General features: G+C 36.0%; 3 protein-coding genes. All 3 read right to left on the bottom strand.

Annotation, left to right across the window (positions count from 1 at the left end; all coding sequences use genetic code 11):
• Position 1: 1 nt before the first annotated feature.
• The 3 genes from M9892_04130 to M9892_04120 are packed head-to-tail and all read right to left on the bottom strand — an operon-like array spanning position 2 to position 18,724.
• The gene (locus M9892_04130; GenBank protein MCO5253538.1) at positions 2–11,119 is read right to left on the bottom strand and encodes an OmpA family protein; all 11,118 of its coding nucleotides are present in this window, start codon (positions 11,117–11,119) and stop codon (positions 2–4) included.
• Positions 11,120–11,153: 34 nt separating this feature from the next.
• Positions 11,154–11,873, bottom strand: a complete 720-nt coding sequence (locus M9892_04125) for a hypothetical protein (GenBank protein MCO5253537.1) — start codon at positions 11,871–11,873, stop codon at positions 11,154–11,156.
• A 5-nt stretch (positions 11,874–11,878) separates the two neighbouring features.
• Positions 11,879–18,724 carry a hypothetical protein gene (locus M9892_04120; GenBank protein MCO5253536.1) on the bottom strand — a complete coding sequence of 2,282 codons (6,846 nt, stop codon included), beginning with the start codon at positions 18,722–18,724 and terminating at the stop codon, positions 11,879–11,881.
• Between the last annotated feature and the right edge of the window lie 3 nt (positions 18,725–18,727).

Raw genomic sequence — 18,727 nt, 5'->3', positions numbered from 1 at the left:
ATTAATTTAATCTTTGGGGTTCTATACTAATTTCTACTCTTCTGTTTTGAGCTCTGCCTTCACTAGTCTCATTTGAACTTATAGGATTTGACTCACCCTGTGTTTCAACTACAATTCTATCAGGGGATATTCCTTTTGATATTAAATAATCTCTAGTTTCTTCTGCTCTTCTTAATCCTAGATCTCTATTATATTGATCAGTGCCAACATTGTCTGTATGCCCAGTAATTCTAATTACATAATCTGGATTAATTAGAAGCGCAGCAGCAAACCCGTCAATAACACTCTGCGATAGAACAAGTGGGTCACTATTGTCAGTATTATAATGTAAATTAGTGACTTTTGGAGTTATCTCGCTTCCACCCCACCTATTATTCTCAGGGCTAAATGCAGCTTTTTGTTGATTTGCTTTAATTCTCTCTTTTTCATTAACAGGTGTTGGGGTCAATATTGAACCTTCTTTGGGTTTTGTCTGGTTATTATCTGTATTGTATATTATAGATCTCGCTTCGTCTGAAAGAGCACTAATCAAAATTTTATCTCCGACCTTCATTGTTTTAAATATTTTTCCGCCATGCATTAAATTATATTGCCTTTCACTGTATTCCATATCTAAATACATTGTATGGTTAACATATTGAGGATTGTTCCTATAAAATCTCACACTCCCTTTGTTAGGCAAATATGTCACTGTTGTGCCCTTGTACTTTCCGTTTTCCCACCATCTAATAATTACAAATTCTTCTAAACCATCTAAATCAATAGCGATTATTGGCATGTTTCCAGCAAATTGGTAAGGAGTGTACCAAGGAAATGAGGAACTGAGTGGGTCAACACTTAAAAACCGTGCAATTTGAGGATTGTAAATTCTAAATCCGTAATCATATGTCGCACCACCACCGCCCATTCCTTCTTCATCTTTCTCTTTCCCATTAAACCCGTATGTAAAAGCAAATTCAATATTAGAATAACTCAACATTGCTTGCCCAAACGGATAATACAAAGTAGCACTCACAACATCCGCCACATAATACATCAGCGTATCAGCTCCCTCATCAAAAACACCTGTTCTACGGTCAAGCACTGTTGCAAGAACATTGCCCAAATGATTACTCAACTCATATTGCTTTTGTGCCAACACCCTACAAAAGTATTCACTCGAAGCCACATAAACAAGCGAATCTGTCACCTCATCCGTAATATAAGTGCCATCTTCCTCAAATCCACTAATACTAAACTCCTTGCGCAGCAGCACCCTCCTGTGGGTTTTCACGCCCAAACGGCTACTGCCGTACAGGTGGTGCTCATCCAGCACAAACTTTTGCGTAAAGATAAGGTCTTCGCTCAAAGCGGCAAGCAAATCCGCCAGCACTCCGTCTCCGTAGTGGTTTCTCACCAAGGCAAGGTAGGCGTCCACGCTCATGCCGTCCAGCTTGCGCACCGCCTCCGCCACAAGGTAGCTGTAATTCTCCGCCACATTTTTCACAAAGTCAGGGTCGTTGCTCATTGCCAGCGCAAGCAGGTACTCTGCCGCACTGTGATTCATAATAATATCCCGCAGCATGCCCTGGTTGCTGAACCCACTCCAGAAATTACCCGGAAGAGCAATCATACACAGATTTATTGTATTCACAAAATCGCTGAAATTGTTTATCGCAAAATCCTTCATCACCACATAAGGCATTCCGTCCAAAGCCGTTTGTATTTGCGTTGGGCTGTAAAAATTCAGTATCTCTGTGGCAATCCCTATGTTGGTGGAGTTCATCCACATCCAGTTTATCATTCCCGGAGCGTTGTAAGGAGGCAATCCCCCCATTGAGCTGTACATGGCTATAAACGTACCTGCGCTTTGGGTATATAAGCCCATTAGCAAATGGTTGTTCAACATGTCAGACATAAGCAGGTTTTGCAGCATATTCTGAGTGCTCACTCCGCAACTGTTTACAATGGCAGCGTTTACCGAAAGGAACAGACCACCGTTCCACACAAGGTCAAACACTTCTTCGTATTCGGTTGGAGGGCTTGCATACGAAACAATCTGCTGCATAATAAGAGATGCCATATTTGCATCCCAACCCCAAAAGTCTGACGCATCATAGCCACTAAGAACATTCTCCGTTTCACTCCATTCTACTATAGCTTCAATCAATGCCCCGTCAAATTGTCCGCCCTTCAACTCCCCATCCACAAACTCGCCAAATGCAGTTCCTCCCTCATTAGTTATTAGCCATTCATTAATCTTCCTATACACACTTGTATCACCGCTTACCACACTTTTCTTGTCATAAGTAGCCATCACATTCCCTTGCGCATCTCGCACATAGTACTGATACTTCCAGTCAATCTCGTTGGCTCCATCTTTCACTATCTTAACCACTCGTTGACCTCCCGCGTCATACCTAAATTCCAAGTCGGGTTTGTCAACTGCTGAAGAACTTCTTACTATTCTCCGCACTTTTCCATACACATTCCACTCAATTGCTTCAATCCCTTCTGCCACATCTTGCACCAAGTTTCCAATTGCATCATACACATAATTATCTTCTTCCTGATCATCCACATCATTCTCATGTTCTCCCGCAGTCACCGCATCGTCCACATACTCCAACTGATTTGTTCCTGCCTTGTAATGATACGTCAACGCATCCATTCCCAGTTTGCTTCCATCACCACTGTTCCTGTTCAAAGAAAGTATATTTCCATTTGCATCATAACTATAGTTTGTAGCAAAGAAATTGCTCGTCCCTCCACTGTTCCACACATTCGTACTTTGATTAAAATTCCTGTAGGTTTTCATCCCCTTAATCCTGTTCAACTGATCGTACCTATACACCGTTGCCATCGGTCCACCTTCCATAAATGGAGTAACACTTGTAACCATACTGTTTATGTTTCCATTAAAAAGTTGGTTAGCTCCGCTTGTCAGTTGTGTTTCCAACCTTCCTCCATTCCAGTTCGCACCTGGTGCAATTGCTTCATAGTCTGCCTCACTATTTGCATCATAGTAATAGTTCAACGCAAAGCCAAACGCATCCCGTGCAACATACCTTCTTCCTCCACTTACACCATCTCTTCCCATATCCCTATTCGCATTCAAACTCACAGAGTTCACACCTTTCAACCAACCATGTAGCGAATAAGCATAATCCACCCCTTGAACCATTTTTTCTCCAATCAACACCCTCGCTAATGGTCCATGCAAATAGTACTCATACTCTGCATCCCTATCCCAAATACGTTCATCCAAACTCGTTTCTGTCAACACAAGACGATTGTCTGCATCATATTCATAGCGGTGGTAAAAAGCATCGCCTGCATTCTCTTGATACCTCACTCGCTTCACATTCCCACTTACCAAATCATAGTCATACCTCACATACTTAAACCTATGACCCACACTTGCCAACTCTGGCAAATCCTGAATTAATGTATGCACATTTCCATGAATATCATAGCTGTAGTGAGTAGCGCGAGTAAACTCAGTTTCCCATTCACCTGTAGGAGCATATTCAAAATAAGCTGTACTGCTCACCCTATTTCTCAAATACTGTTGTCCTGCCACTCCAAACGCATCATCAATATCTTCGCTCATGGGTGCATCATACCAAGTGCGCGTAATCTGGGTTTTTAAGCCTGCATCAACCCACCCCATATAATACTCCTCATATCCGTCTTCCGCTCGCAAACTCACTTCATTTATCGCATCTCCCGTTATTTCACCCACCTCTCTAATTCTGCCTAGACTGTCATACACAGTATAGCTATACACATCGCCTAACAGCTTCTGCTTTGCATTTTGGCTCACCACCAACCTGCCCAAACGGTCATACCAAAACTTACTTACACCCCCATCAGGAGTGGCTTGCCACACAGGTTGGTTCAAACTGTTGTACTCATACAAACTTGCCAATCCGTGTTTAGTGAAAACATGCAAATCCTTATCATAATCATCTCTGGCATCTGCAATACTATCCGTTCTCAATGCATTCATATCCAAATATTCAACACCCCCTGGAGGTACAGTTTTAATAAGGTTGCCCGCCAAATCATAATGATAGAGAGTATAATGATACTGTTGTTCACGGTATTTCATCAATGCATTTTCACTAGCATTGTTCAGACAGTGTTCCACATACTTATTCTTAAAATCTCTGCGCAAGGAATCTTTATATTGTAAGTACATAATTCCAGACTGTTCCCAAGCATTGGCAATTTCATCAGCTTTGCAAGGTTTAGCAACAGGGTACAAACCTTCTCTGCTCATAGTTTTTGGGCACAACAACAACTCTCTATATTCACAACAATTGCTCATCACCAAACCATTGCTTTCTCCAATGGCATTTAAAACATCGTTTTCTGTTAATAATACCAGCTCAAAACTATATACTTCACCGTTATTTGCCTTAGGTTTAAGACTTAATATTCTTTTAATATCACTAAAACTAGTTCCATCTCCTTCAAGTACAATACTAAACTTCAAAGTGGTTTTTTGGTTAAACTTAATTTGTAGATTCCATAAACTAGCTAATGTATCAAAAACCCACCCAGGAGATTCTCCAATAGTATCAATAGACATATTAGAACTAAACAGTAATTGTGGACTATTAAATGCTCCAGTAAAATTCATCTTTCGCAACAATGCCGTATCTGATGTCAAGTCATGATTTTCAAAAAGATTCCCATCTGCTAATAAGTTATTTAGAAGTGTTGCAAAAGCATTTCCACCCTCGCTCAATTGCTCACAAACAAACAACTTCTTATCAGGGCAATTTTGACAACCATCATTCTCAAATACAACCCTATAGTCAGCATTCAAGCTATCCTTTAAAACTTTTCGTATATCTTTACTTGTCCAATACCTTAATGGGCTTTCATTCGATGGTGTTCCTAAAGCATATTGGTACTTTATTAATTCATGCCTTATCTCTTCACAGTCATTACAGAAAGTATCTTCTTCCACAATTCTACAAATTCCATATTCTGCAAACCCTTCTGCATAACCACTCTTGTGGAAAGGAAACACTAATTCCTGCACATCATCACAAGCCAATGCCCACACTTGTAGAGTATCCGCAAAATCAGCTCTCTTAGCAAAACTCAACTCTGCATGATTCCACTGGTAATAATATCCAGTATCTTTATCATTCAAATAATTAAGCCATTCTAGACTATAATACGAAGTTATTGAAATACTGTCACTATAGGATTGGTTAGTCACTACTTCCGACAGTGTTCTACCATCGCAGGCTGGTTCAGTTTGTGTCAAGATTAACAACCTACTAAAAGTACCCACAAAATCCTCCTGATTATTTGCTCCACTGCAATTTCCTGTTTCTGCTAAAATCATTTCCAATGTATCGGCAGCCCACAACCTTCCTGTAGCATCAAACATACTCAAGTCAATGCAATAGACAATACTGTCTGCACTCACCTTTGTTTTGCTATACATCAATGCTTCAGAAGTTTGAACATACAAATGCCGTAACTGAGTGTCCAAATGCGCTACACAATCCGACCCAGAAGCAACACTAATTCTGTAATCACAAGTACTAGAACGTAAATCAATTCTACTAAACATCCCACAACCCTCCATAAAAGTTTGGTATTCAGCAAAACTCAGATTTGTATTCAAGTGTTTATTCAAGAATGTAGTCAACACACTAGCATAATTTGGATGATTATATTGCAAATCAGGATATTCTTTAAAAAGGGAATCAACATGTTCCTGAACCTGAGGACAAGTCAAACACTCACATCCGTTTCCAAATCCGCTAGGCAAAGCCTGCACCATCATTCCAACAAAATCTCTTGCTTCCAAATCAAACAAAGGCATACAAGTATTCCAACCCCTTAATTCTATCCAAGTGGTATCACCTACTCCAACTTCTTTTCCTGCTTTGATAATAAAATGATAACCTGCTTCCTTAACATTCCCTGCCATAATGAGTTTTTTCATCATTTCATTATCAGGTTTCAAATCATAGAAAAACTCAATTTCAGAAAAGTACATGTAATTATTACCATTACCCGTTTTACGTAAATTCCATTGGCAACGAGGTTTTGTGTCATCATTCAAGTCTTCACCAATATAGGCAATAAGCATACTATCAACAAACCCTGTTCCATGTCCTGCTTCAGCACGATACTCCGATCCTCCACTCGCTACTATTATTGGAGCATATAGGGGTTGTTCTATAAACCAACCGTCTTCAACTTCATCATGAGGAGGTTCATCATTGTATATTCCAGGAATCCGTAATGGGTTAAAAGGTCGTTTAGTTTTTATTGTAATTGGTGGTATTTCATAAATTTGGGGTTTTGCTAACGAATCATTTTCAGCCATCTTGTTTAAGAAAGAATAAAGAGCATATAATTGTTGTTCTTTATATGAATAAGAAGCTGTTGTTTCTCCTAATCCTTCTATTGGATGCAAAGTTGATAAAGGTGGGGTTTTACAGCCTGAATAACAAGAGTTATAAGTAAGTCTTGCGGAACTTCCTCCATTTGTTGCGGTTACTAAATATTGACCTAGTTTATAGTCATATTCTATTCCTGTAAAAGAAGTGATTCCCGTAAATCCTCCAACGCTTGCTAGCTCACCAAAAGGATCACCAAATGTAATTTCACAATGAATTATTGTATCAAATTCAGGATAGCATATCGCTCCAATATAACCTTTGCCAGCAAACCATGGGTCGTCATAAGTGTTATTAATTGGAGCATCATCAATATCTAATATTGGAGATTCCCACCAAAAATTGTGATATTTATGATATTCATCAAAAAAAGATGCACGATACGAACTTAAGCTAACTAAATAATCTGTTTCATTTGTTGAACATTTATAATCTGCAGAACCTGAAGTAAGACCTAGTGAAGGAATTTTTTCATTTAACATAGCAATCATTTCCAAGTCTTTTAATGTTGGCCCAGGAGAGCAATCGCTATCTGGCCCTGGTCCACTACATACTGAATTGTAATATTCATAATCTTCTATATTAAGATTGCTATTATATTTTCTGTTAAAATATCTAAGAAATGCTGCCTTGATTAAATCAGAGTTTTTATTGCAAAGTACACTCGGTTTAAAACAAGTGCTATTTACTCCCACTCTTCTGCTAACTCCCATAAACTGAACATATAAATCAAAGTCATGCCCATCTAATGACGGTCTTATACTATCAATTTGTGAAATTGGGTTTGTTCCAAAAACTGCCCCGCCTTTTAAAAACAGTCTAAAGTTGCATTTAAAACCGTTGTTGTTTTCTGTATTCTTCGGCACTTCAGGAATGTGTAATGCAAGTTCATTAGATGGTAATGGGCTTCCAGAAGTACTGTATTTTACATCGTTTAGAACAAATCCCATAGTAGTACCAAATAAATCAGTAAAGCTGGTTTGTGTTGTTAAGGATGTATTTAATGTAATCGGAGAAGAATGTGATGCAGCATTAGTCCTTAGTAAACTGTCATATGCTAAATCTTGAAAAAAACTTAATAGTGTATTTGCCAGCTGTTCATCCCAGATATACTCAGATTCACAAGTAAAAAACGAATCCTTTTCTTCTTCCAATTGCCTGCACTGACAATCAGATATTTTGCCAAAGCTTTTATCTTCAAGGTAGTTATGTCCGCTATCCATAGGCAATCCCAACAAATCCAAATTACAATATGCACTCTTATATTCAGAGCCTAAATGTTCTATCATCACTTCTTCAAAAGTGTTTGGTCCTCCAACTTCAAAATAGATTCCTTGCGACTTTTTTCCTCCTAAGAATTGAGGTCTGTCTGGGTCGCCTATTGACGCACCTTTACAAATTCGCAACAAGTCTCCAAGAAGAGTATCCATAATTAAAGGAGAAATACCAGGGCAGTTAGACAATTGTTCTTCCCACATAGGCAAATAACCTTCACAACCCTGATGTTTTTTCATAGAGTCTAAAATTTCAGTCCTCAAATTATTCATTCCAGTTTCTGTTGCAGCAACAGGCTTCATTTTATTAACATAACTGTTCATTGGAAAACGAGGTACTTTATTAACGTAATCTCCATATAAGCCAACACCTGTGATACAGTTTTTATACGTTTCATTGTAATACTCGCCTTTGTCATTTAGCATCTTGTTTTCAAGGTCTATCCTTCGCTTACTTAGATATAATCCTCTGAATTTTTGCCAATATAAATCTCTAAACTCTCTATTGTTAAACAAATCATTCTTAACTGTTGTGTCTCTCCAAGCCAGCATACATGCTCCCATTTGATAAGGGTCATCTTCAAAAGGAGAACAATAAGCTAATGAAGCTGATAAAGTCCAAATATCAATGCTATAGTCATCTCCCTGAACGCCTACAATAGGAAACACAGCACCGTCCACAGGGAACTCCCACATAGAATCACGCATGGCAGTTCCTCTTGCATTAATTGAAGAACCATTGAAATATAAAGGGTCCAAGTTGGCATACCCGTAGTTTGCTCTATTATCAAGTGGATTAAGCAAGCCTCTTGCAACAGCAGAATCATAGCTATTAGTTTTATACATCAATTCTTCATATGCATTGACAGCAGATAATGAATCAACACAAAATTTATAATTGCAATATTCTGGGTGTAGTTCAATTAGTGCATCTGTCCAAGAAGGCTTCCAGTGTTTTATAAAATCGTCAAAATCAATTTGTTGCGGAAGATACCGATTTCCATTAATATCAACAGTATCTGCAACACCATTTGCATTTTTAAAACTTCCAGTAGGAAGTAATGCATAATAGCGAACTGCTCGATCTAAATTTAAATATAAAATTGATGTTGAGTCAGGCAATGACAATACTCCATCTTCGGTTTCACTATAAGTAAAATATTGTCCACCTGGCATCAGGTCTTGCTCCATACCCATACGAAAAGACTCACAAAAATCCATTTCTTGCTCACAGGTATCACAACAACCACTAAAATCTATTTCATTATAGTATTGTGTGTAGAAATCTTCACGAGTTTTAACACACGTATCTCTAGACATCCATTCTTCAAACATGTATTGTACACTGTCAGTATTTACAGTAAGTGTTTTTTGCAACTTATAACTTCCTATATTCAAATAAAATTGAATTGAATCTCCATTTATAAGTTCAAATTCTTCGTCATATAATTCATCATATGCTTCGGCAACAATTAAATCTTGTAAACTTAAATCAAACTCAAAATTGCATAACTCATCCAATGTTCCAATTTTCTTTGTAAAGGAAACTACAGGAGTATTACATTCGTCAGTTATTGTAAAACTTAAATCATAAACACAACCAAAACAGGTGTCTAATCCTAAACAACCAAATACGAACCCAGGTGTTTCAACATTATATAAAAACTTATGAATACCTTCAGAAACAACAGTAAAAGGGTAGGAGAGCACAATGCTTTTATTGTCTAAGATTTTATTATCCCCTGTAAGATGAATAACCTTTTCTCGAACATTTTCAAAACTCCCCACAGTATCAACAAGACCAGGAACTCCGCCCGCCAAGGAGGTGGCTATAACCCTACCATGTTGGTCAATAAGTGAAATACTCATTTGTCCATTTGGATCTTGCACTACATTCCTTTTATAATGTTTATTATAACCTGCTTCACTTCCAAACAACCTATCCAATAATTCTTGGTCAGGTTTACCATAGTAATAGCGAGTTTCATGATTACTTCCCAACTGGTGGCTTATACCCACTCCACCTTGTCTGCGAATTCTGCCAGTTCCATCTTGCATATATTCGGTATGAGCAAAAGGATACCCGAATGCATTCGGAATAAATCTATTTTTCCCTGTTGTATCTTCATTATCAGGAGAGTAATATCTGGATGCTCCGCTTTGGGTTCCCATAGGTGGCGCAATTCTTTCGCAGATTCCTCCTGTTGTAATTATTGAATCAAAATCCGATGACCCATAGGGATTTCCCGTTTCATTAACATTGAATCTCGGATGAAAAGACAAATACGAACTGTCTCCTGGGGCTGGTAAAACTGTTATAGCTTCTCTTCCATGATAATCATAAATACTTTCATCTATCAGAACCAAGTTTTCACTATTTAAATAGGTTGCACCTTGTCTACGTTTTAGACTTCCGTCAAAATAGTTTACAACTTCTTTTTGTAATCCCTCTTCTGCAAAACTCATACTGAATTGCCAGTTTTTGGAACCATTAGTATGAATGTCCATATACACTTTGTTAGAACCACCCCAATCTGTTAAAATACCGTGGTCGGGCTTGTTGGGATACCACTGACTGTATTTATAATGCTTAAATTCTACTGAATCAGGTCTAACCCTTCTTACTCTGTATAGTAAGACTCCACCATCATAGACCATACTAAAACTATAGTTTTTTTCACTTAGTAGAACCCTACTACTATTGTATTTAAAATCATATTCAATTTCAGACTCTTCTCTTCCACAAGTGTCTACGAATGTCCATTCAAGCTCATATTGGTTAGGGTTGCTTTCGCCTGTTAAAGTCCAACTAATTGTTATTACATTATTAACTATTCCATGTGTAAGCGATGTAACAGGAGTTGAGTAATCTGCTTTAAAATACCTATAAGTTTCTATTTCAGACTCAATAAAAAAGTTCCTTTTCAAATCTATTAGAGTTACTGGGTCTCCATTATCCAAACTGTCTCTTATTGCAATAATTCTAACTCCAAATTTATGATACCCCTCAATCTCGAACATGTGCTTATCTTTATATGCATGTGTACTAGCTGGATCGTAGCTAATATCCAATGTCACATAATTTATTGTGCTATCATCATCAGTATCAAACCCCACCACTTCTAAATCAAAAGCATAATGCCAAGCATCCACACTAGACAAGCTATCTCTTACCCCTAAGATAGCCCTGTTTTTTACCCAAATGTGTTTGTAGTCTAAAGACCAGCTTGTGCCAGTACTGATTTGGACATATTTGTCATCTACTACATTCCTGCAAAAATAGGGATTGCTCAGGTCTGTAATTTCTTCCCCATAGTTTATCTCACTATAGATTGAAACTTCATTTTGAGCAAAGGTCTGTTGCATAATACATGACAGAAAAAACAATGCTAACATGCGAAAAATAGCGGGGTAATTCATCTTTTTCATAAGCAAATTTTTAAGTGTGGATTATAAAAGGGGGTTAGTTTTTAATTTCAGTTCTTTTGGGGTGTACATAAAGATTATAGGTTTTATAATTCTCAGTTAATTGATATGTATCACCTTTTTTTGTTACATATTTACTCACCATAAACAAGCTAGTAGAAACCCTTTGATTTAACTTCTGTTTTTTGTATTCAATTTCTACAAAAGGATTTTCAAGGTTTCTGCTTTTTTTATCTTCTATCGTTTGTTTCAAAAACATTCTAACTTTATTAATTTCAGAAAGGGCTACAGAATATTCTATTTGCATTTTTGAATACTTGCTTTTAACTGGTGTAAATGAAATTGTTTTAATTCCACTTTCTCCAGAAGTGTATTCAATATCTGTCTCTGAATAGAGGTGAAATGAATCTAAAATCAGAAGCCATTTTTCATGTTCATTATCTAGTTCCTCAGGTGGTCCTGGAAAAACATAAATTTGTTTGTCTTCTTTCATAATCATTATTTTCTCATTAGGGTTTGCTATAACTTCATAGTCAATTCCCTTGTAGTAAAAGTTTTGAGCAGATTTTACAATTTTTGAAGTGAAGTTCTCATATGTTTTATTTTGTGCATCCTTCAAGCTTATTTGCATCTCTAATTCAATAGTATTTGCATTTGCATACTTGTTTCTAATTGTTTTAACTTCATCCTTCCAATCTGCTGATACAAGAAAAACAAGTAAAAAGGCTGTCCAAAAATTAATAATTACTTTCTTCATGGTTCTTACTGTATTTTTTTTACTGACTTTCTAGATTCTTGAATAGTTAGTATTCCTTTTTCCGTTTCCTTTTTAATCCTGATTAAAGAACCTTCATCGTCATACTCATATAAAGTAGCAAAATTGTTGTCGTCTAATTCTGCCATTATTTTTAAATGCACTGGGTGGTATACATAACTAACCATGCTACTGTTAATTGGATGGATTCTAATATCATCAAAGTATGAAATAACTTCACCATCATTAAGAAGAGTCACTCTAATGTTATCAATATCTAAATTCCCTGGTATTTTAAAAGTTCCGAAAATACGTTGCCAGCCTTCAATAATTCTTCCTTCTGGAGTAAAGTCAAAAGATTGAACAACGCTTAGTCCATTAAGTAATTCCACTTTAATTTTTGAGTTTGCAAAAGTGTTCACACTATTTAAGTCTGTTAAGGCTTCATGCACCCATCCAGAAACAACATAGGAATAGCCTGTGTCTGGAGCAAAAGCACTAATACATTTGTTGTAGCTGTCTATTCTAAATAATGATGTATCTGTTGCTTCTTCTACTTCAAGTCCTGAAAAGTCAATGAGTCTTGTAACTGAATGAGTTTTAGTTGGGCGAATAGCCATGCTATGTAATCCTGTATGGCTAATGCTGTCTGCAATAAATGCATCACTTTCTATTTCTCCAATAAGTGCGGGGTAGTTGTCAATATTTGAATAAGACATTTGCACATCATAAATACCGCTAATATTTACTTGTTGGTTAACAAAAACTAAATCCTTTCTAAAGTCCCAATGCCCATTATTTCTACACCCAATATAAGGGAAACTATAGTCTTCGAAATTTTCAAAAGCAATTTGCCTATGCCTTGCATTTGCTGCGACAGCTGTTACAAGTGTATTTGAGTATCCAAACAATTGAGCAGAAAAAATCCCAAGAGCATTTTTCTCTTCTAGTTCATTCCCTTCAGGCGAGAAAGAGGTTATTTGATTGGATTCAACCCACTTCTGAAGCATATGAACATTGGTATCTAAAATTCCAGTTACATCAAATTTCCAAAATGGTATGTATCCTTTAATTAATCCATCATGCCTAATGTCTGTAGTATCGCCTTTGTAAGTGTATTTTCTGTCCGAAACTATTGCATAAGAAGATTTAGGTCTCCAAGTTCCTCTCATTCCATTTATAAAAGGATTTACTGTTTCACCTAAAGCATATTCACAATAATAAGCATCATTGCATTTTATAGTTTGGCAAACACTGTTGTAATAGATATCTGACATATAATATTTGCAGGAATCTCCATCTTTAAAAACATATACATAGTCAAAAGCCTCATAACCAGCACCCTCTGGATTTCCTGCGTATATTTTAGCAGACAATGAATCTGCATCTGCAATAATATCACTGCATTCTGTAGAACTTTCATGTTCTCCAAAATACTTACAAATTGGCAACTTTAAACTAATATGGTTTTCTGTATTTTCAAATTGAATTACTAGCCTATAACCACTCATGTACCCATACATGAGATAGGTACTGTCCCAGTTCACAAGATTTGTATCAACATCGTTATCTGTTAAAATTTGCTTATAATAATCTTTCAGTACATCATCTGAATCATACTGGCTCCAATTAAAGTAATTTAGATGTTTATACCACTTTACTAATGGGTTTCCAAATGGAGGATCTCCAAACAATTCATCGTAATAGATTTCTAATGTATCCCAACTACATCCACATCCACTTGCAAACAATCCATAGTCTTTCACACTTTGTCTTAAAAAAGGGTAAAACATTGACGTGAAATCATACGTATCACAAACTACTATTGATTTTTTATAACTAATCAAGTCGCAGTATCCCTGCCATTCATCACTGAAAGTAGTTGCAGCAGATTGGATAATATTGCTGTCTAAAGTTAATGTTGTGTCAGGACCTGTTGGCATAGGATTATACATCGTTGCAATACTTCCAACAGGAGTCGCGCTTAAATTTCTTCTTCCAGAACGAATTATTTTAACTTTGTAATTCCCTGTTATAGGATCACCAGACCTATCAATTACTTGAACCATATCAGTTGATGTTTTTAAAACCCATCCCTTCCTAATATCAGAAGAATTAGTATTATTAACCATATACAATTCATCTCCTGCTACAAATGGGTTGAAAGAAACTGTTGCCTTACCAGATGAGTTTGTAACTATATCTGTAACATAATCAATATTTTTATACGCAGGCCCCATTCTGTCATAAGCAAAATGCGCAGGATATGAGAAGTTGTAAATATCATCCTCAAACTCATTCGTCACCGAGGTAAGTAATACATTTCCTGTTTGCTCATCCCATAAATGGTTGTGAGTTGTAACTTGTGAACCATAATCATAAGCAATCGTTTTTTCTAGTATGCCATATTGTTGTATTACTTTAGTAATTACTGAAGAATAAAAACCAGTATTCATTTGCGAGTAACTGACACCAATAAATGGAACAGGTATAAATAAAATAGGGAATACACCATCAATATCAAAAGATATTCCCCCGTTTATGCTTCTTGAAAATGAGTGGCGATTATCTAATGAAATATCCATCTCAACACCCAACATTCTTTCTTTCACAGCTCCAGTTGTTGTTAAAACTTTAACAGTATTAGCTAATTTTCCTCTTTCTAATTCTTTGTATAAGTATTCTGTGCCTGATATTAAGTCTGTACCATTATTCATCTCTCCATATACTTTTACAGACTTTGGTTTACCATGCATATCATTCATTTTAATGACATAACCTTGTGATACAGCAGAATAATCTGCTTTAAAGTAAGAGAATAGACCTGTTAAAATATCTCCAACCTTGCCTTTGCTATTGTCTTTATATGTTAAATCTGTATTTTCTATAAAAACGGGATAATCTTTTGAAGTGTAGAATTCGTTAACTGTATATCCAGTAGCAGTACCCTGTGTTTTATTTTTTGCAATATTGGTTACAATTACACTTGAATAGCCAACAGATGCAGGTGGTAAAACAGTTTCTCCAAAAGGTTTATTTTGAAATAACAATTTGTCTGGCCCCATTCTTACATTTTCGTCATATCTGACAGGTTCTCTAAATGGGTTTTCTTCTGCTCCTACCAAAGGCTCATAAGAAGCAACCCCAGATGAAGACTCAGTTTTGTTATAGGAATTATCCAATTGTTTATATTCAAACTTTTGACCATATTCAGTGCTCTTTTGTTCAGAGTCCATATTTGCCCAATTATCATTTATCAGAATCTGTTTCACTCTAGCTCCTCCTCCTTTTTTCATTTCATAAGGATTGTATAATCGAACCCAAGAATCATCAAGTTTGAAATATTTACCTACCTTATTCCATCTTAAATATTGGTATGGACCAGTTATAATATTTAACAATTGTGGGAAAGTTCCGAGTAATCCTCTAATTGCACTCGCTCCGTCCCCTGTAGTTGTAGATCCTTTAAAAACTAAATGCCGTTTGTCTAATAATGCATCTTGCCAAATCATTTTTGTAATGGGGTTTATTTTTGTAATTCCAGCATCACCTTGACTGATTTTAGTGACTTTAATATACCCATAACCAGAATGAATAGAAACACCATATTCTTCAGGGTCTATTTCAACATATCCAGATACATATTCGTAATTTTCGCCACTTACTGTCCCTCCAGTGTTCATTGAGAGGTTTGTATGAAAATTAAAATAAAGTTCCTTGAGCATTTTGCCATTTTCATCAGTTAGGTATTGTTGTTTAATAATTTCTTTGGCATTACCCCCTGTAATTGGTTTATTTAATTTAAAAAATAAATATTCATTTTCTGTTGAGCCATCATATAAAGTGTTTTTGTACTGAGTAGTTGGATCTATGTTTTTTGAATTTCCACAAGCAACTATCTTGAACATCTGCATGGCTTTTTTGTCCTGAACATATGCATAATCATCACTCTCATATTCTATTTTTATTAAGCCCCCAGATGGCAATTGCACCTTATTTAAACACCAAGCAGATGAAAATGAATCCATATTTGTTACACCACTTTCATCTTGTCTAACAAAAGGAAAATCTACCATTAAAGATTTACCATCAGACTCCGCATAGTTTCCCCATCTGTCAACTTTTGTTAAGTCATAGTCAGGGTTTGTATTGCTGTAGGTAAATTTATAAGGACTAAGCTTTCCTTTACCAGATTTACCATAGGTAAAATAGATTTCTTTAAGCGTTAGTTTTCCACTCTCTTCATATTCTTCTAGTTCTCCAGCATTAATTGAGTTAGGAATTCCTTTACACAAGGAATAGTCATATACAAAAACAATGGTTTTTACAGGAACCGCTTTGTCACCATTTTTAACACGATCAAACTTGCTGTAAATAACAATGCTATCTAACTTTAATTGACAGTTTTTATTACTAATTGCATCATTGTCTTTCCCTCCTAATGTTCCATTTGTGCCAATTCCATCATTTCTTGGTGAAAGTTTAAATTCAGCAATATGTGTTTTTGATACTATTGAATGAACGTACCACAACTCTTTTTCTCCATATACATATGAACCTACTTGGTCATAATTGTCTGATTTCAAACCTTCACTAAGTCTAGCATGGGAATAAGGAGTCCTCCACTTGTAAGAGTTGGTGTATTTTGTATAATTAAATTTCACAGCTGTCCCTAAATCATCATCTGTAATACCGTCTCCAGTTAGGTCTATATAATCGGGAGATAGAACACCTGTTAAGAGATAAGAATGTGCAAATGGTGGAATTTCAGTAGAAGAATACATTTTTTGTATGCCTTGATCATTGCTTGGACTATCATCAGTTTCTGAAAACGAAATTAAACCTGTATTTACATCATTTATATCAGCTCTTTTCACACTGAATGTTCTTTCCCTTTGAAGATTATTATATGCGGGAATTCCATACACATACTGTGTCCCGTCTGGTGAAAAATGCTTAATTTCTGAAATATGATGCTCCTTTCTTGAAGTAGTAACTCTATTAAAAAATGAAGGGTGAGAGCTTTGGCTGTAAGCCATTTCTGAGTTGCCAGTAATCCACGAAGAATTAAGGGGATATGATTTTATTGTTGATTCCAATGAAATTCCATCAGTAGAAGCTTCTTTTGCTGTTAAATAGGTCATTACGTTCGAGCGAATTTGCCTGCCATTGGCTTTTAGTGCTAATGGTTTTGTAACCCCACCATCTTTTCTCACTACACTGTCATGAAGTTTTGCAAAATTTCCTGCTTTAGGTGCAAAAAGACTGTTAATTTCTAGTTTAAATTTAACGGGTTGATCCCACCCAAATTGCTGATAAAAATTTTCATCACTTGGTGTTAATTCTCCTCCACCTTTGAAATAGACCTCTTCGAACAATTTATTATCGGTGTTTTTATTATAGTTAAATAATTTTGCAGCTTCATTATTATCTTTGCTATTCCATGATGTAAACTTCCCTGAATTATTATTTATTCCAAGCTTTGCACCAAACTTTGTAACTTGCCCTAAACCTAAGTCTAAACTTAAGTTTAACCCAACTCCACCACCTGTTTTAGAGGTAAATTCAGGTTCTTTCTTATTGCCAAGGTTATTTCTGTGAGGTCTATACATCCCCCATGTTCCTTGGCCTGCAACGTTATATATGTCATAAGTTGAAAAACTAAGAGGCAAGTGACTCATTTCTTGTGTATAAGCTCCATCTTTTTCTCTGTTAAAGTCTGTAAGAGAATTGTCTCCGGCAGCTGATTCATGAAGAAAACCATAAGACTTATAGCTTTCGTTTAACTTTGTTTCTGTTTTATTATAATAGGCATTAATTCTCCCTGATTTGAAAGCACCCCAAGTTTCCGAACCAATAGCAAAATCTACTGCGTAACTATAATTTGTTGTGTTTGCACTAGCACTTGGGATATAAGTGCTTTTACTAATTGGTATTGGTACTCCAAAATTACCAATTCGTTTTGATGATTTATTTTGATTGCTTTCTTTGGATCGTAATTTATTGAGATTACTAACGCCAAATTGAAGACTTTTTAAACCGCCTATTGAGTTATGGCTGAAATTTAATCCAAATTCTCCATCCATATATTTGTTTTTTTTAGGCTTACTTAGTGATGCAGAAATGTCCACTCCATTTTGAGAATCAAACCCTAATTTAAATCCTCCACTAATTTTTTTTACTTTTTCAGTATTTAAAACTTGTACATCTTTTCCATCATCTGGAGATTTATAGTAATTGGTACTTGAGGTGGTTTGTTCTTTTGACATTTCTAACCCTATATTGAAATTTATACCATAACCTTTATATGAATTATGATATACCCCAAGACTTAGACTTAATAAGCCTTTATTTAATGTTTTAGTAACAGAGGTGTCAGTATCTAATGCATCTTGATCCATTTCTTTTTTCTTTTTATCAAAACCAAATATTTCAAATACTGTTGTAACATCTGCACCTAATGTAACATTATTCTGTACTTTATATCTTTTTTGTATTTCATCTCCATTAAAATCATCAGGTATTCCTCTCATTGACCTTGTAATTGCTCCTGGGTTAATATTCCACCCTAATCCAACCCAACTCGCTTCTTGTTCCATTCCAATGCCTCCATGATAAGCAATGTTTATAGGATAGCCTCCTAAGTCAAAAAGAGGAATATTATAGTTAAAATCCCCACTAAACAAATCCACCATTTGTGTAGTTCCAACTGGTTCAAAGCTGTCAACTTCAGGTTGACTTGGCCCACCCGTCAATCCAAATGCTAGAACAGGTGCTATCATTTCTAATAGCATATTAAAAGCCATAAACACAGCTATAAACTTTGCCTTTCTTGATTCAATAAATTTAGTCATAGA

Source organism: Bacteroidota bacterium (assembly GCA_023957335.1).
Taxonomy (GTDB): domain Bacteria; phylum Bacteroidota; class Bacteroidia; order NS11-12g; family UBA955; genus JALOAG01.
Note: the sequence above shows the minus strand (reverse complement) of the source record. Positions and strands in the feature narration are given on the sequence as shown.

Coding starts and splice junctions, on each gene's coding strand:
- M9892_04125 (MCO5253537.1), bottom strand. CDS start 11,873: ATGAAGAAAGTAATTATTAATTTTTGGACAGCCTTTTTACTTGTTTTT.
- M9892_04130 (MCO5253538.1), bottom strand. CDS start 11,119: ATGAAAAAGATGAATTACCCCGCTATTTTTCGCATGTTAGCATTGTTT.
- M9892_04120 (MCO5253536.1), bottom strand. CDS start 18,724: ATGACTAAATTTATTGAATCAAGAAAGGCAAAGTTTATAGCTGTGTTT.